At 32.8% G+C, this 17145-nt stretch carries 14 protein-coding genes and 1 pseudogene; 10 read left to right on the forward strand and 5 right to left on the reverse strand.

From position 1 onward, the window contains the following. The 3 genes from nosZ to J6V67_RS01045 all read right to left on the reverse strand — a co-directional run. Positions 1 to 1942 (reverse strand): Sec-dependent nitrous-oxide reductase (gene nosZ / locus J6V67_RS01035; RefSeq protein WP_291857395.1); only part of this gene is annotated, 1942 nt, incomplete at its 3' end. Positions 1943 to 1972: 30 nt separating this feature from the next. After that, a complete protein-coding gene (locus tag J6V67_RS01040) occupies positions 1973 to 2836 on the reverse strand; it encodes a hypothetical protein (RefSeq protein ID WP_291857396.1) in 864 nt (287 codons plus the stop codon). A gap of 218 nt (positions 2837 to 3054) precedes the next feature. Further along, a complete protein-coding gene (locus J6V67_RS01045; protein ID WP_291857397.1) occupies positions 3055 to 4710 on the reverse strand; it encodes a DASS family sodium-coupled anion symporter in 1656 nt (551 codons plus the stop codon). 282 nt (positions 4711 to 4992) lie between these two features. Here J6V67_RS01045 and J6V67_RS01050 point away from each other — a divergent pair, with 282 nt between their 5' ends. From J6V67_RS01050 to uvrA, 4 genes are all read left to right on the forward strand, one after another. Next, positions 4993 to 5997 (forward strand): Fe(3+) ABC transporter substrate-binding protein, encoded by a 1005-nt coding sequence (locus tag J6V67_RS01050; RefSeq protein WP_291857399.1) that lies wholly within the window; start codon positions 4993 to 4995, stop codon positions 5995 to 5997. Then, positions 5994 to 7613 carry an iron ABC transporter permease gene (locus J6V67_RS01055; protein WP_291857401.1) on the forward strand — a complete coding sequence of 540 codons (1620 nt, stop codon included), beginning with the start codon at positions 5994 to 5996 and terminating at the stop codon, positions 7611 to 7613. The genes J6V67_RS01050 and J6V67_RS01055 overlap by 4 nt, the downstream gene beginning before the upstream one ends. Further along, complete coding sequence (locus J6V67_RS01060) at positions 7600 to 8508, forward strand: ABC transporter ATP-binding protein (protein WP_291857403.1); 909 nt, start codon at positions 7600 to 7602, stop codon at positions 8506 to 8508. The genes J6V67_RS01055 and J6V67_RS01060 overlap by 14 nt, the downstream gene beginning before the upstream one ends. 62 nt (positions 8509 to 8570) lie before the next feature. Further along, a complete protein-coding gene (gene uvrA / locus J6V67_RS01065) occupies positions 8571 to 11390 on the forward strand; it encodes an excinuclease ABC subunit UvrA (protein WP_291857406.1) in 2820 nt (939 codons plus the stop codon). A gap of 52 nt (positions 11391 to 11442) precedes the next feature. Here uvrA and nusA read toward each other — a convergent pair whose 3' ends face one another. Next, positions 11443 to 12546 (reverse strand): transcription termination factor NusA, encoded by a 1104-nt coding sequence (gene nusA, locus J6V67_RS01070; RefSeq protein WP_291857408.1) that lies wholly within the window; start codon positions 12544 to 12546, stop codon positions 11443 to 11445. 187 nt (positions 12547 to 12733) lie between these two features. Here nusA and J6V67_RS01075 point away from each other — a divergent pair, with 187 nt between their 5' ends. Genes J6V67_RS01075 through J6V67_RS01100 form a run of 6 tightly spaced genes read left to right on the forward strand, consistent with a single transcriptional unit; the run spans position 12734 to position 16996 of the window. Beyond that, positions 12734 to 12976, forward strand: coding sequence for an HP0268 family nuclease (locus tag J6V67_RS01075; protein WP_086225084.1), 243 nt, complete (start codon positions 12734 to 12736; stop codon positions 12974 to 12976). Beyond that, a complete protein-coding gene (gene miaB, locus J6V67_RS01080) occupies positions 12973 to 14283 on the forward strand; it encodes a tRNA (N6-isopentenyl adenosine(37)-C2)-methylthiotransferase MiaB (protein ID WP_291857413.1) in 1311 nt (436 codons plus the stop codon). Before J6V67_RS01075 ends, miaB begins: the two co-directional genes overlap by 4 nt. Beyond that, positions 14267 to 14893 (forward strand): lysophospholipid acyltransferase family protein, encoded by a 627-nt coding sequence (locus J6V67_RS01085; protein ID WP_291857416.1) that lies wholly within the window; start codon positions 14267 to 14269, stop codon positions 14891 to 14893. Before miaB ends, J6V67_RS01085 begins: the two co-directional genes overlap by 17 nt. Positions 14894 to 14938: 45 nt before the next feature. Next, a complete protein-coding gene (locus J6V67_RS01090) occupies positions 14939 to 15961 on the forward strand; it encodes a hypothetical protein (RefSeq protein ID WP_291857418.1) in 1023 nt (340 codons plus the stop codon). Continuing rightward, a complete protein-coding gene (locus tag J6V67_RS01095; RefSeq protein ID WP_291857420.1) occupies positions 15951 to 16472 on the forward strand; it encodes a hypothetical protein in 522 nt (173 codons plus the stop codon). The genes J6V67_RS01090 and J6V67_RS01095 overlap by 11 nt, the downstream gene beginning before the upstream one ends. Further along, positions 16469 to 16996 (forward strand): hypothetical protein, encoded by a 528-nt coding sequence (locus J6V67_RS01100; RefSeq protein WP_291857421.1) that lies wholly within the window; start codon positions 16469 to 16471, stop codon positions 16994 to 16996. Before J6V67_RS01095 ends, J6V67_RS01100 begins: the two co-directional genes overlap by 4 nt. Here J6V67_RS01100 and J6V67_RS01105 read toward each other — a convergent pair. Further along, positions 16962 to 17145, reverse strand: a pseudogene (locus J6V67_RS01105) (hypothetical protein); the annotation flags it as partial. The gene J6V67_RS01100 and the pseudogene J6V67_RS01105 sit on opposite strands and share 35 nt — an antisense overlap.

The raw sequence follows: 17145 nt of genomic DNA on the forward strand, positions 1-17145 counted from the left end.
CATATTTTTTCTTAGGATCTTTGACATATAAATACCCCATCATTTCTAGGTGTAAAGCAGAACAGAACTCAGTACAATAATAAGGGAATACACCTTCCATATCAGCTTTAAAATTCACGCTTGCAGTTTTACCTGGTTCGATTGATGCATGGACATTGTATAGGTCAATTGCAAAGCCGTGAGTCTCATCTTGAGCACGTTCTAGGTTGGTTAGATAGATGGTTACATTATCATCTTTATTTACCTCTATATGCTCAGGGTTAATATGGCTTCTAACAAGAGTGGCATATACAGTTACATTTTTGCCATCTCTTTCAATTCTTTCTTGACCTGCTAGAGTCATACCTACTGATTGTTCGCCTGTTCTTGAGTTTGTACCCATTTTGTATGTCATTGCTGGTTTTAATTTGCTAGCTGCAATTGAGATAACATCATGAGGTTCACCAAGTGGAATTGGCATATCATAGATTAACTCCATTTTTGCACCAGTTATATCTATTAGCTGGTGATTTTGTGGATGAAGTGGTCCTACTGGGTTAAATCTATCAATTGATAATTTATCAAGAGCTAGAGCATATTTGCCAACAGGTTTAGCTGATTTACCTTCCATTGTATCTAGGTGACCGATATTGTAATGGACATTTACTCTATCTAGAGTTTTTAGTTTTTTATAATCCCATTTTACAATTTGACTATCTACATATAGTGAGGTATATACCACGCCATCTTTAGCATCAAAAGAGTTGTGAAGTGGTCCAAGGCCTAGTTCTACTTGACCGTGTAGAGATTTTTGCATATCTAAGATTGGAATTCCAAATGGATCTTTACCTGCAAATTCTTTTTTGTCTATTAAGGCCTTCATTTTTCTAAAGTCATATACGCTAGCGTGAGTATCTAACTTACCGCCTACTATAATATATCTACCATCAGGGCTTACATCTACACCATGTGGAGATTTTGGTTCTGGAACTAAAAATAGCGCATTATTAGCCACAGCTACACTAATAGGAATAACTCTGTGGTTATTAATTACTTTGTAATTTTTAGGATCTTTAGCTAGTTTTTCTAGAATTTGCCAGTTATACATATGCATGTAGTCAGTATCATTTCTACTCATACCAGCTTCAAATGGAGGAAGACCCTTTTCTATACCGCCAGTATACATCTCTGAGTTAAAGCTATTTGTAAAAGCCCAACCCATTGATTCGCCTTTACCAGCATCACTTAAGTCTTGCATATATGGAGGAAGTTCAAGTGAAAATGATGCTTTCTCATCAATTTTACCTTTTGGATAATCAAATTTCCAAAATGTGATCGCACCTCTATATACAGACTCATACTCTTCGATTGGATGGTAGTTATTATCTAGTGGAGCTGCGTACTGACTAGCTTCGATTACATACTCTGTATTTGGAGTTACAAAGCTACCGCCGTGTTCGCTTTTCATAATTGGATTTACTACAATTTGGGTAGTTTCAAAGTCATGAAGATTAATTACAGCCGTTCTTGGGTTTGCTTTATCATTTATAAATAGATAATCGCCTACATATTCACCATTTTTTTCAGTGAAATTTGGATGGTGAGTATCACCCCAAGTTATATCTTTACCTCTAATAGCACCGCCTTTTAGTACGGCTTTACTCTCATTATCATAGCCATAACCTTGCCATGGTTCTGGAGTAAATACACCTATGTATTTATAAATTCTCATAGATGGAACACCATATACAATTACTTGGCCACTTTGACCACCAGAACTAAAGACAATATACTCATCTTTGCGTCCACTTGGTTGATAGGTTTTAGCTGCAGCTAAAATATCCTTCTCACTTAAGTTACGCTCTTTCATGATAGTTTCAAGTTCGCTAGCACCAAAAAGGCTAGATAAACTCAAACATAAGCCAGCGCCAAGCACTAATGGCTTTTTGATAAAACTATGCATAAAGCTCTCCTTTTATAGAATTTGTATCAATTACTCAATACCAAAATCACAAGAAAAAATAGCACGATTCCATAATACTATTTGACTATTTTTACTAATAAACATATCCAAAATTGAATCATAGCCAATTTTTATGCTATTTTTTAAATTTAGATTTAAATCATAAATATATAAATTTGAATCCCAATCACCAATATAAATATTATTTTTATTAATTTTTATTGTGCTTATTTGATTTTTTGAAATTTTATAAGTTTTATTTTTATAGATTATATTACCGTCCATTAGTCCTATGATTAACTCTGAATTTATATCTGTTATTGTTGTTGGTAGATTTGGTGCTTTCATAATTTTGCTAATTTGTAGAGTATCTAGATTAACTTTATATATATTTCTATCAAAACTAGCGATATAAATATTATTGCCTATTATATGCGTAGTGATTATTTTAGAGTTTAAATTTAGGTTTGATTTTTTATATATGTTATTAATTGTATCATATATTATCAAAGTTGTACTACCAAGAGTAAATATAATTTTGTCTTTGATAAAACCTATAGATGTAACTCCATCTATTATATTAGTTTTTGTTGGGTCTATTAGAATTTTCTTATGACCTTTTGGGTTGAGTTGTATAGCATAGCCACTATCAAAGCCTATTATAAGATTTGAATTATTAAATTTAATTATATTTATTTTATCAGATTTTGCATCTATTTGAGATAGTATTTTATAGGTTTTTAGATCTGCTATATATAAATTTTTAATATCGCTATATCCTATTTGTGTTTGACTAATATCTACACTATTTATATCGCTACTAGGTTTTTGCACTATTTGACATTTTGCAAAGCTCATTAAGACAAACGCCAAAACGCAAAGTAGAACTCTCATACTTTATTTCCATTCATAAATTTTTATAAGGTTAATATGAATTTACATAATTTGCAATTATACCATATTTTAACTTTTATAATATTAAAATATTTAAATTTTTTAATCAAATTCAATATATTTATTATAATAGATAATATTTATTATATTAAGATTAAGAGTATAAAAAGTATTAAATTTATATTAGATAGCTAGGCATATTTGCCTAGCTGTAAGAATTATAGACTTAGTCCAAATACTGTAGTTGTAAGGAATATAACTGTTAGTGTAATTAAGAATATTCCTATTATATTTAGCCATAGACCAGCTTTAATCATATTGCTTATTTTGACATAACCAGAGCCGTAGGCAATAGCATTTGGCGGAGTGGCTACTGGTAACATAAATGCACAAGTAGCAGCAAGAGCAACTGGAATTGTAAATAGCATTACGCTTTCTCCTTCATATCCTAGACCAATTGCCACACCAGCAATTACTGGCAAGAATGCAGCAGCTGTAGCTGTGTTTGATGTGATCTCTGTTAAGAATATAACAAGAGCTGTAACAACTAATATAATTAATATAATCGGCATAAATCCAAGAGCTGATACCTGATGTCCTATCCATAGGCTAAGACCAGTTTTGCTAAATTGAGCTGAAAGAGCAAGACCGCCACCAAATAGGATTAGAATATCCCATGGAAGTTTTTTAGCAGTATCCCAATCGATTAATCTTTCACCATTTTTGTTAGCTGGAATTATGAATAGAAGAACTGCAACACACATAGCAATAACTGAATCAAGACTTGAAACTTTAATGCCGTAGTGTTTAAATATAAATCCAAGGAATATCCAGCAAAGTGCTGCAAGTACAAATACAGCACCAACTAACCACTCAGCTCTACTCATTGAACCTAGTTTTTTATATTCTGCATGAATAACTTCTCTACCACCTGGTATCTCATCAATTTCAGGTTTAAATAATACATAAACCAAAAGCGCCCAACAAGCAGCTAGCATAATTACAGCTAGTGGAACACCCATTAGCATCCACTCACCAAATCCAATCTCAATACCAAATTCGTTTTTCATATGAGCTACTAAAAGCGCATTTGGCGGTGTTCCAATGATTGTACCAAGTGAGCCAATCGAAGCAGCATATGCAATACCAAGCATTAAAGCGATACCAAAATTTGAAGTATAATCTTTGGTTCTAGCTTTTATTTCATTTACTACATCTTTGCCTTTATGAATTACAGCACTTGCTATTCCGCCTTGAGTGCCTTTGCGGCTTACTTCATCAAGGTGTTTTAAATCGCCTTCTACTGTGCCATCATCTTTGCCAGTTAATTTGCTTACTAAATGAAGAACAGAAAGACCAACTGGAAGCATCATAACAGCAGTTGCTGTATTGCTAACCCACATTGAGATAAAACCAGTAGCTATCATAAATCCAGCTACAAGGCGTTTAGGGCTAGTACCTACTAAAAGTACAATGCCAAGAGCAATACGAGAGTGAAGGTTCCATTTTTGCATAGCAAGAGCTAGAACAAATCCGCCCATAAATAGATAAATAGTATCACTAGCATATGGAGCAGCAGCATTTTTGAATGTATCAACACCAAGAATAGGGAATAAAACCATTGGAAGAAGAGCCGTAGCAGGAAGTGCAATCGCTTCAGTCATCCACCATATACCCATAAGAACCGCAATAGCAGCCACTACAGGAAGTGCATCGATATTTAGAGTTTTGCCATTTGCTGCAGCAGTAGCGATCTCGCCAGCATTGCTAGGCATTATGTAGTAAACAAGCATAGCTGCTAAAACACCGCCAATAAGGCCGATGATTTGTACAGCATTTGTCTGTTTATCAACAGGGATGTTTGGATTAGACATCTGTTAACCTTTATTATGAAATTATTTAAAATTGCATTATATCAGCAATATTTCAAATTTAATAAATTTAAGCCTAAATTCAGGAAAAAATTTATAAAAATGTGTAATTTAGTAACACTTTATTATAATTTTGATTTAAAATTTTATTTCAAGTTATATTTAAATTTAATAATTATTGACCCAAATTTAATTCAATAGAAATTAATAACTATTATCATTTACAGAATATTTACTTCTTATCGCTAATATTTCCTCATTAAAATTAAATTCTAGGAGAAAATGATGAGAAAGATTATCATTGCTACGTTGCTTGGTGCTACTACGCTGATATCGGCTGAACTCAATATATATTCAGCTAGACATTATGATGCTGACTTTGAGATATATAAAAAATTTGAGGCTCAAACTGGCATCAAAGTAAATCATACAACCGCAAAAGCACCTGAGCTAATTAAAAGATTACAATTAGAAGGCAAGAATTCTCCAGCAGATATATTTATAACTGCTGATGTTTCAAATTTGACTGAAGCAAAAAATGCAAATGTATTAGCCCCAGTAGATTCTAAATTTCTAAAAGATACAATAGCTCCAAATTTAAGAGATAAAGATGATATGTGGTTTGCTATTACTAAAAGAGCAAGAATTATCGCATATGATAAAAACGCTAAAATTGATCCAAATTTAGTAAAAAATTATGAAGATTTAGCAAAGCCTGAATTAAAGGGTAAAATTTTAGTAAGAAGCGCAACAGCTCCATATTCTAAAACATTACTTGCCTCAATTATTGCAAATGATGGCAAAGAAGAAGCTAAAAAATGGGCAAAGGGAGTATTGGATAATTTAGCAATGCCTCCAAAAGGTGGCGATAGAGACCAGGCTAGACAGATGGTATCTGGCGTAGCTCCATATGCTGTTATGAATACTTATTATATAGGGCTTTTAAGAACATCTAAAAACCCAAAAGATGTAGAAGTGGGTAACTCAATTGGTATAATATTCCCAAATCAAGATGGCCGTGGTGCGCATATTAATGTAAGCGGAATTGCTATGACAGCTTCAAGTAAAAATCAAGAGGCTGCTAAGAAATTTATGGAATTTATGCTAAGCAAAGAGGTTCAAACAATGCTAACAAATATCAACTATGAGTACCCAGCAAGAAGCGATGTAGAGCCTTCTGATGTGGTAAAATCATTTGGTAAATTTAAAGAAGATAGCATAGAAGTATCAAAAATTGCAGATAATGTCAAAGATGCCGTACTTATCTATGATGAAGTAGGATTTAGATGAGAGATAAAACAAAAGCTATAAAGGCCCTTGGGCTTTTTATAGCTTTTTTAGTTGTTATTCCTGTTATTAGTATTTTTATTGAATTTGGCTCATATCTATTTGTTGAGGCTTTTGCTAGCAGTGATGAGTCAAGACTAGCTCAAATTAGTGGGAATTTAAGTCATTTTTTTGAGTTTTTATTTTTTAGATTCGTTAAAGATACATTTATAGTAGCTTTTTTTGTATTAATCATTTGTTATATTTTAGGTGTTTCTACAGCTTATTTGGTTAGTAATTATAATTTTTATCTCTCTAGAATTTTAGAAAATTTACTTATTCTACCACTTGCTATTCCAGCTTATATTTTGGCTTTTGTGTATGTTGGGATTATGGATTATGGGGCTGAGTTTGAAACTATCTTTGGTTTTAGAATTGATATTTTTAATATTTATGGCGTGATTTTTGTACTTAGTATATCATTATATCCTTATGTATATTTATTTGCCAAATCAGCTTTTAAGAGCGAATCAATGGCTATTTACGAAGTGGGAAAAATTCATGGCTATAGCGAATTTAAAATATTTTATAAGGTTAGTATAAAAATAGCTATGCCAAGTATTATAGCTGGACTTATGCTTGTACTTATGGAGGTTTTGAGTGATTATGGCGCTAGCGCGTATCTTGGTGTAGATACATTTAGTGCTGGTATTTTTAAGACTTGGTATGATCTTGGGGATCCATACTCATCAAGTGCACTTTCAGCAATTTTAATGCTTTGTGTATTTGCTCTTATGTATATAGAGTATAAAGAGCGTCAAAAGAGTAAATTTAGCTTTAATCAAGATATTAGCGAGTTTATCCAAAAAAGAGATCTTAGCAAATTTAAATCCATAATAGCAACTCTATATTGTTTTATAATATTATTTATAGGATTTATACTGCCGTTTATATGGCTTGGATATTGGGGGCTTAAAGATTATAAGCTTTTTGAAATTGATTTTTATATTTTGAGTTTAAATTCGCTTATTTTAGCTGGGATTACTGGGCTTGTTACTACTATTTTAGCATTTATCTTATGCTTTGTAGCTAGGGTAAGTAAGAGTAGCAAATTTAGTTTTTGGATACTTAAGGCTAGTTCGGTAGGATATGCTATTCCTGGGGCTGCGATTGGTGTAAGCCTTATGATAGCTGCAGCTTTTATAGGTGAAGTTTTTGATGTAGCGATTTTGGGCATATCATTTAGTGTTTTGATTTTTGCTTATGTAGTTAGATTTTTAGCTACTGCTATATACTCTATCGATGGCGGATTTGCTAAGATTCATACATCTATTGATGAGGCTGGATATATGCTACGCCCAAGCTATTTTATATTGATGTTAAAGCTATATATGCCACTATTAAAGCAGTTTTTCTTGCTCTCATTTTTAGTTGTGTTTATAGATACTATTAAGGAGCTGCCACTTACTCGTATGCTATCACCATTTAGTTTTGAGACATTGAGTGTTAAGGCGTTGTGGTATGCTACTGATGAGAGAATTTATGATAGTGCATTACCATCTTTAATGATAGTAGTATTATCACTTTTTGTATTAATTTTTACCCATATATTTATAAAGGCAAAACGTGCTAAAAATTAGAAATTTGCGTAAAAAATTTGGTCAAAATGAGGTTTTAAAGGGGATAGATTTAAATCTTAAAAGTAATGAAATTTTATCCGTTTTAGGTAGTAGTGGAAGTGGAAAAAGTACACTTTTAAGATGTATTGCCAGATTAGAAAGTAGCCAGTATGATGAGTTAGAATGTGGCTCAAATGTTGGTTTTATGTTTCAAAATTATGCGCTTTTTCCTCATCTTAGTGTATATGATAATATAGCTTTTGCGCTAAATAAACTAAGTAAAAAAGAGGCAGACGATAGAATCAATGAGCTTTTGATTAAATTTAGTATACAAGGGTTAAAGGATAAAAAGCCAGATCAAATCTCAGGCGGACAAGCCCAAAGAGTTGCCTTTGCTAGGGCAATTGCAGCTGGTGCTAAATTATTGCTTTTAGATGAGCCATTTTCAAATTTAGATCAAGGGTTAAAGCAGGCTTTAAGAGTAGAATTAAAAGATATGATTCAAAAAGAGGGTCTATCTGCTATTGTAGTTACTCATGATATTGATGATGCTTATTACTTAAGCGACAAGATAGCATTAATTGATAGTGGTAAAATTTTAGATATTGGCACTCCAAATAAACTTTTTTACAATGTAAAAGATGAAAAAAGCGCTCAAATGCTAGGCGGCTTAAATTATATTAGTGCTGATTTAATAGCTAAAGATAAATTTTTTGATTGGATTAAATCTCGTAATAATATATTTGCTTACTCTGAAATTTATATGGGTGGAGAGTTTGAGGCAAAGGTAATAAGTAAGAGCTTTATGGGATTATTTTATAAAATTGAGTTAGAGTATAAAGGGCTTAGATTTTATGTGCTTTGGCCATCTTGTTTAGAGATTTCAAATAGTGTTAAATTTGGGTTTTATAATTAGGCAAATATCTTATTATTAAATTTTAGATATAATTCCAGATTTTATTAAAATATGGATTAAAGATGAATGATATAATCAAGATTAGAGGTGCTAAAGAGCATAATCTAAAAAATATTAACCTAGATATTCCAAAAAACCAATTAGTAGTCTTTACTGGCCTTAGCGGAAGCGGCAAGAGTACGCTTGCATTTGATACTCTATATGCTGAGGGTCAAAGACGATATATAGAGTCTCTCTCAAGCTACGCTAGGCAATTTCTTGATAGAGTTGGCAAACCAGATGTAGAACATATAGATGGATTAACTCCAGCTATTGCAATTGATCAAAAAAGTACTAGTAAAAATCCACGTTCTACAGTAGGGACCATTACTGAAATTTACGATTATCTCAGACTTTTATATGCTAGAATCGGCGTCCAGCATTGCCCTAAGTGTGATCAAGTGGTATCTCAAATGAGTGCAAGCGATATCATAGATCAAATTCTTAAACTTCCAAATGGTGCTAAAATTACAATTCTTTCACCTATTGTAAGAGAAAAAAAGGGTAGCTTTGCTGATACATTAGAGAGTCTTGCAAATAAGGGCTTTATAAGAGCGATGATAGATGGCGTTATGGTGCGACTAGATGAAGAAATAGAGCTATCAAAGACTAAAAAGCATACTATAAAAGCTGTTATAGATAGAGTTGTAGTAAATGAAGAAAATAGTGCAAGAATTGCAGATGATGTACAAAAAGGGCTTTATGAAAGTTTTGGTGAGTTAGAAATTGAAGTTTTAAATGCTGATGAGATAGGATTAGAGAATTCACATATTCACTTTAGCGAACACAATGCTTGTTTTAATTGTAAAATTAGCTTTAATACACTTGAGCCACTTAGTTTTAGCTTTAATTCGCCCAAGGGGGCATGTCCTAGCTGCGATGGACTTGGAATTCGTTTTAGCTTGGATTTAAATAAAATCATAGATGATAGCTTAAGTATTGAAGATGGTGCTATTAAAGTAATGTATGGATTTAATAAGAGTTATTATTATAAATTTATAATGGCATTTTGTGAACAAAATGATATTAGTGTAAAAACACCATATTGCCAACTTGATGAGGATTCTAAAAGATTAATATTATATGGAAATGCAAAAAGTATTGACTTTTTATGGAAACGCCATAGAATCAAAAAGCATTTTGAAGGGGTTTTAAAAGTTGCGTATGAAATTTTAAAAGATGATAAAGATTTTAGCGAGTATATGACTGAAAAAGTTTGTGAAAGTTGTAAAGGTAATAGGCTATGTAGTGATAGTCTATCTGTCAAGGTGGCTTCTAAATCGATAGGCGATATTATCAATATGAGCATAGAAAATGCTACTAAATTCTTTAGTAATAATGATAATTTTGCTCATTTAAGCAATCAACAAACTCTAATAGCTACTCCGATATTAAAAGAGATAAATGAAAGATTATTTTTCTTATACGATGTAGGGCTTGGATATATTAGTCTTGGTAGAGATGCTCGCACTATTAGTGGTGGCGAGGCGCAGCGTATCAGAATTGCTAGTCAGATAGGGAGTGGACTAAGTGGAGTTATGTATGTATTAGATGAACCTAGTATTGGATTGCATGAAAGAGATACTTTAAAACTTATTAAAACATTGCGAAGTTTACAAGAAAAAGGCAATACTGTAATTGTAGTAGAGCATGATAAAAAGACAATTGAAGCTGCTGATTATATAGTAGATATTGGTCCTGGAGCTGGAATTTATGGTGGGGATGTAGTCTTTAAAGGTACATATAAAGAGTTATTAGCAAGTCAAACTCAAACAGCAAAATATTTAAATGGTCAAAAAGAGATTAATTATTATCAAGGTAGAAAGCAAAAACAGTGGCTAAGCTTAAGTGGAGTAACTATAAATAATATATCCAATTTAAGCGTAAAATTCCCACTTAGTAATCTTGTAGGCGTAACTGGTGTAAGCGGTAGTGGCAAGAGCTCACTAGTGCTTAGAGCTCTTTTACCAGCTGCTGAGATAGAGCTAAATCGAGCTAAAAAATTTCAAGCTTTAAAAGGAGCGAAAATAGAAGGACTAGATCAGTTAGATAAGGTTATATATTTAGATCAAAGTCCAATAGGTAGAACTCCGCGTTCTAATCCAGCTACATATACTGGAGTAATGGATGAGATAAGGGCGTTATTTGCAGCGACTAAAGAGGCACAAATCCGTGGATATAAAATCGGTAGATTTAGTTTTAATGTAAAAGGTGGCCGGTGCGAGAAATGTAGCGGTGAGGGCGAGATAAAGGTTGAGATGCACTTTTTGCCTGATATTAATGTAGTATGCGATATATGTAAAGGAACTCGCTATAATGCTCAAACTTTAGAGATAAGATATAAAGGTAAAAATATATCTGAAGTATTGGCTATGAGCGCTGATGAAGCGTTAGAATTTTTTGCAAAGGTTCCTAAAATTCATTCTAAGCTTAGTACTATTTGTTCAGTTGGTCTTGGCTATCTTACTTTGGGTCAGCCAGCTACTACATTAAGTGGTGGCGAAGCTCAACGTATTAAACTAGCCAAAGAGCTTAGCCGCACTGATACTGGCTCAACTCTTTATATTTTAGATGAGCCTACAACTGGATTGCATTTTGCTGATGTAGATAGACTCACTGGAGTATTGCATCATTTGGTTGAATTAGGAAATTCAGTTGTAGTAATTGAACATAATCTAGATGTTATTAAAAATTGTGACTATATTATAGATATGGGGCCTGAGGGCGGTGCAGGTGGTGGCAAGGTAATTGCTAAAGGTAGTCCAATAGAGCTAGCTAAAGGATATAAAAAGAGCGGTTCTCATACTGGTAAATTTCTAGCTTTAGAACTTAAGATAGAATAAAGTTAATTTTTAATTCATAGTAAAAGAATTCGGCTAGACCGAATTCTTTATTTTAAAGATCGCCAAAGAGTGCTTTTAGATTTTTTAGACCCTCTTCGTTGTTGATTTGACCTGCTGGTGTGGCGTTTGTCAATTCTTCTAGTTCAATCTCATATTTAGTTAACATACTTGCTAGTCTAATATTTATACCGCTTGCTCCAATTGCTTTTGATTTTTGTTCAGGTACTAAAGATACTATAGCTTTTTGACCATCTATTTTTACAGAACTTACAATAGCTGGAGCTAAAGCGCGTGCTACAAAAATTGCTGGTTCGTTACTATACTCAATAGCATCTATATTTTCACCATGAAGTTCTTGACTTACAGCATTAATTCTTACGCCTTTTATCCCTACTGTCGCACCTACTGCATCGATATTTGGAGTAGTAGAATATAGGGCAATTTTGGCTTTTTTACCCGGAATTCTAGCGCTATTTTGAATGATTACACCACCATCTTTAATCTCAGGAACTTCAGCTTTTAAAAGCGCTTCAAGAAATTTAGGTGAGGTGCGAGAGAGTTCAACTTTTATACCATCTTTTTTATCTAGCCTTACACTTTTAATAACGCATTTTACAACATCACCAATTTTAAATTTTTCATCTTTAATACGATTTTTCATGCTCATTACAGCTCTGATCTCATCAATTTCGATGAATGTATTTTCTTCAGAATCAACTCGCGTAACTGAACCAAAGACAAGTGAACCAATCTTAGCATTATATTTTTCAAAAATTTTCTCTTCTATTAAGCGTTGGATGTGATATTCTATCTCACGGCTTAACGCTCCAGCTGCTGTGCGACCAAGATCTTCGATATTTATTTCATAGTTTAGACTATCGCCTATTTCAAGGCTTTTATCTAGCTCGTGAGCTTTTTTAAGACTGATGAAATGCTCATCATCTAGACGCTCATCATCGTTATTAACAACTAGAATTTTTTGATATAGAGTGATATTTTTAGTTGTTGGATTAATTAGTGCTTCATATTCGCACTCTGAACCATATAATTTCTTAGCAGCTGATTCAAAGGCCTTTAAAATTCTGGCTTTTACATCATCAATGTTTAAATTTTTTTCATTAGCTATTGACTCGATTATATCTAATATTCTCTCCATAAAGTTGCCTTTTGTGATTAATTTGTCAAAATAATAAATTATTGAGATTTAAAATTTGCAAGCTCGTTATTTTATCTTATATTAGCTTTTATAATCTTTAAATATATTTATACTATATAATTTAAACGAAATTTTATAGCAAATTTGATATACTGGCAAGTTAAAATCACTCAAAAAGGGATAAAAAATGGAGTTAAAATTAGCTAGAGCTGAGTTAGATGCAAAACCAAAAACAATTAGTCTAGAAAAGATCGAGAGTGCTGCGCTAAAAGATGGTGGAAAGATATTCTATTTTGATCGTGATAACTCACATAAGCAGCTTATTGCCTTAGTTGAGCATTTTGAGAACAAAGGGTTAAGCGTATATCACCGCACGGTAAAATATGGCCTAGATGAGAATGATTATATGTATGAGGTACATATACTTTGAGTGGCAAAAATAGTAAAAAAAAGCTCTTTATAGAGACTTTAGGGTGCGCTATGAATGTTCGTGATAGCGAACATATCATAGCTGAATTAGATGATGAGTATGAGACTACTAATCAGATTGGCGAGGCTGATCTAATCCTTATAAATACTTGTTCTGTGCGTGAAAGACCAGTGCATAAGCTCTTTAGTGAGGTTGGAGGCTTTGAAAAAGTTAAAAAACCAGGGGCTAAAATTGGGGTATGTGGATGTACGGCTAGTCATTTAGGATCAGATGTATTTAAGCGTGCTCCATATGTGGATTTTGTTCTTGGAGCTAGAAATGTATCAAAGATTAAAACTGCTGTAAAGACGCCTAAATTTGTAAGTGTAGATATCAATCATGATGAGAGTGAGTATGCGTTTGGCGAGTTTAGAACCAGTCCATATAAGAGCTTTGTAAATATTATGATTGGATGTGATAAAAAATGCACCTACTGCATTGTACCGCACACTAGAGGTGATGAGATTAGCATTCCAAAGGATATTATCCTAAATGAGATCGCCAAAGCTGCTAAAAGTGGAGCTAAAGAGATATTTTTGCTTGGGCAAAATGTTAATAATTATGGCAAGAGATTTAGTAGTGCAAATGCCTCAAAGATTGATTTTAGCGATTTATTGAATTTAATTAGTCAAGTTGATGGGGTAGAAAGAATTCGCTTTACTAGTCCGCATCCATTGCATATGGATGATAAATTTTTACGTGAATTTAGTTCTAATTCTAAAATTTGTAAATCTATGCATATGCCACTTCAAAGCGGCAGTACTGATATTTTGCGAGCTATGAAGCGCGGATATACTAAGGAGTGGTTTTTAGACCGTGCTAATAAGCTTAGATCGCTCTGTCCTGATGTGAGTATATCTACTGATATTATAGTAGGATTTCCTGGTGAGAGTGACGCAGATTTTGAAGATACGATGGATGTGCTTGAAAAGGTAAGATTTGAGCAGGTGTTTTCGTTTAAATACTCAGCTCGTCCACTAACTCCAGCAGCTACTATGCCAAATCAGATAGATGATAGTATAGCCGGGGCTAGGCTCACACGCTTGCAATCAAGACATAATGAAATTTTAGATGAGATTGTAGCTAGTAAAATCGGACAAATTTATGATGTATATTTTGAAGAGCTTAGGGCCGATGGAATGATAGCTGGTCGTACAGATAATAACTTTTTGGTTCAGGCCAAAGGCAGCGAGGAGTTGCTAGGTAAATTTGCTAAGGTTCAAATCACTCAACCAAGAAGAATGGTATTAAATGGGCAGATTATTTAGGGCTAAATTTGTTAATAAAATAGTAGAAAATTTACTAGTTTTTATAATTAAGCTTATATATCTAACTTGCAAAAAGGAATTTATTGGTGAAGCACCAAGGAGCAAGCCAGTAGTAGTTCTTTTTTGGCATGAGAAGTTAGCATTTATGCCATTTATTTTTAGTAGTTGTTGGCAAGGCAGAAATGCAAATGTAATGATCTCAGATCATAAAGATGGTCAAGTAATTAGCGATATTATTAGCCATTTTGGTATTGGTTCGATTAGAGGAAGCTCATCAAAAGGAGCCTTGAAAGTCTTTCTATCAGCAATAAAATCAATTCATAATGGAATTGATGTAGTAATTACCCCAGATGGTCCACGAGGTCCAAGACATAGCATTAGCGATGGCTCAGTGGCAGTTGCACAAAAAACTGGGGTAAATTTGATAGTTTTAAGTTACACAGCTAGTAGGTTTTGGCAGTTTAATAGTTGGGATAAAATGATTTTGCCAAAGCCTTTTTGCAAGCTTACCTATTACATTGGGAACGAATTTGGCTTAGAAGGTTTAGATATGCAAGAAGCTAAAGCATTAATAGCCAAAAAATTTAATGAGGTAGATAATATAATCTAAATTTAAAGCTAAATTGGCTAAAATTTTTAAAATTTAAGGTTTAATATGTCTGGTTTGATCTCTTGGGTTCGTGGATTTTTGACTACTTTATATGTTAGTGTTGTTATTAAAGATAATCAGTGCTATCTGTACTCACGTGCTGTAAAAGGCGATAAGATTATAAGTAGTAATGAGGCTGTATTTGATGTTCATAATGGTGTAGTTGATTATAAACTTGTTGATTATCTTAAAAAGCGTACCAAGCAGTATCACTCAGTATATCTAGCTGCTATGCTTAATAGCCCTAAGCAGTGGGCGCTTCCAGCTGTAGATGCTAGAGGATTTGAAAAATTTAATATCTCATATAATCTAGTTGCTAAGATTAAAATGAAAGGCTGGAGTATTGTTGTGCCTGATAGTGAGCTAACTAGTTTTGAAGAGACATTAAATGGACTAAAGCCTGATCTTATTTATTCTCCGTTTGGTATTTTACACTCACTTATTAAAGAGTCCCCAAAAAAAGGTAAAATTTTATACATGCTACATATGAATGATAATAATACTATCATGATTTTTGATGGCGAAGATATGAAATTTGGCGCATATTTTGATACTAGAAAAGAAAATGATGGTTTTGATTATTATGATAAGGTCTTTAGTAAAGAGGAGAGCGCAGATTTAGATAATGTCATCGAAGAAGAACAAGATAGACTAAGCAAACTTGGAGGCCTAGGTGATATTGGCGGTGGATTTAGCGATTTTGATAATGTAGATAAAGATGATTTTGAGGATATACAGCATGAAGAGATTGCTAATGCTAATAAAAAATTAGAAGATAGTGTACGAGATATTGGTAAAGAAGTTACACTAATTAGTAATATCAAGCTTGCCATTACTGAGTATTATCAAAATAAAAATTACTTGGGTGATTTTATCGAGAGTGTTGTAATATTTGATGGACTAAGTCTTGATAATGAGTTTTTGATTATGGCAGAAAATGAGCTAATGCTAGATATTAAGTTAATTAAGCAAGATATTGATAAGCTAATAAATAATATGATGATTAGAGAGATTTGCAATGAGTTATAGTTTTATCAAGCCACGAGTTAAGCCGTTATTTTCTCTTTTTACTAGAATTTGGCTTTGGACAATGTTTTTAATAGGGGCAGCTTTTATATCTGGAGCAATTTTTATTGGAATGCAAATTTTTAATATAAATTTACAATCTGAGGAGTTGCAAGCTCAATACGATGCTAAATTTAAAGCTATTAATGAGTTAAAAAATCAAACTAAAATCACTTCTGTAAAGCGTGATATGACTCTTGATATCTATCATAAAAATGCAATTTTAAATAAAAGTTTGATGAATTTATTTAATCTAGTTCCTGATGGAGTAACTCTTAAAAGCGTTTATATGGAAGAGCATATGCTAAAAGTAAAAGGGCTAACACCAACAAAAGATCGTTTTAAGTTGCTATTTGAAGCACCATTAAAGTCAATATTTGCTGTATCAAATACCACATTTTATCAGCTTCCAAATGGTTGGTATAATTTTGTAAGTATTAATAAAAATAGCCCTAATGGAGAAGTTGGCAAATGAGAATAGATAGAAGTCTAGAAAACATCGATCTTACTAAGCTAGCAATTTATAGTTTGATTTTTGTGATTTTTGTGTTAGTAATGGTTTTTGCTGTGGCTATGCCTTCAATTGATAAATACAAACAAGCTGCGCAGATTCACAGCGAAAAAGAGGTAAATTTAGCTAAAATCAACCAGCTTTATAATGATCACTTAGCAACCTATGAAAAGTTAAAGCAGCAAAATGCAAAAGCGTTAGAGTCGCTTAAAAATAGCTTTAATCAGATGAAATTTATCGGTATTGCTGGGAAGTATTTTGATAATCTCTACCTTACTAAGCCAAAAACTATAACAAGCAATTCTAAATATGTAATTAGCGAAGCTAATGTAAGTGCTACAATGAAAAATCCGCAAAATTTATATGATTTTATCGCCGATATGAATACACATGATAATCTTATTAGAGTTGATTTTCCAGTTAAGATGGAGTCAAGAGATGGGTATATTCAAACTAGCTTTGTGATAAAAATTTATCAAGAACTTTAAGACGTTCTAAATTATTTGCTAGATATGGACGAAGCAAGGCTGGAACTTTTAGGATTCTAAATTTATCTTTTAGTTTTTTATCCATTATGGTTTTTATAAATGGAGCGATAAAGTAGTATTTTTCATTTGATGTAATGGTGATTTTATGC

It is taken from the genome of Campylobacter sp. (genome assembly GCF_017646085.1).
GTDB lineage: Bacteria > Campylobacterota > Campylobacteria > Campylobacterales > Campylobacteraceae > Campylobacter.

Excerpts from the sequence above, each read along its gene's own strand:
- J6V67_RS01085 (WP_291857416.1), top strand. The coding sequence starts at position 14,267 with ATGGGCAGATTATTTAGGGCTAAATTTGTTAATAAAATAGTAGAAAAT.
- J6V67_RS01095 (WP_291857420.1), top strand. The coding sequence starts at position 15,951 with ATGAGTTATAGTTTTATCAAGCCACGAGTTAAGCCGTTATTTTCTCTT.
- J6V67_RS01055 (WP_291857401.1), top strand. The coding sequence starts at position 5,994 with ATGAGAGATAAAACAAAAGCTATAAAGGCCCTTGGGCTTTTTATAGCT.
- J6V67_RS01090 (WP_291857418.1), top strand. The coding sequence starts at position 14,939 with ATGTCTGGTTTGATCTCTTGGGTTCGTGGATTTTTGACTACTTTATAT.
- nusA (WP_291857408.1), bottom strand. The coding sequence starts at position 12,546 with ATGGAGAGAATATTAGATATAATCGAGTCAATAGCTAATGAAAAAAAT.
- J6V67_RS01100 (WP_291857421.1), top strand. The coding sequence starts at position 16,469 with ATGAGAATAGATAGAAGTCTAGAAAACATCGATCTTACTAAGCTAGCA.
- uvrA (WP_291857406.1), top strand. The coding sequence starts at position 8,571 with ATGAATGATATAATCAAGATTAGAGGTGCTAAAGAGCATAATCTAAAA.
- J6V67_RS01040 (WP_291857396.1), bottom strand. The coding sequence starts at position 2,836 with ATGAGAGTTCTACTTTGCGTTTTGGCGTTTGTCTTAATGAGCTTTGCA.
- J6V67_RS01045 (WP_291857397.1), bottom strand. The coding sequence starts at position 4,710 with ATGTCTAATCCAAACATCCCTGTTGATAAACAGACAAATGCTGTACAA.
- J6V67_RS01075 (WP_086225084.1), top strand. The coding sequence starts at position 12,734 with ATGGAGTTAAAATTAGCTAGAGCTGAGTTAGATGCAAAACCAAAAACA.
- J6V67_RS01050 (WP_291857399.1), top strand. The coding sequence starts at position 4,993 with ATGAGAAAGATTATCATTGCTACGTTGCTTGGTGCTACTACGCTGATA.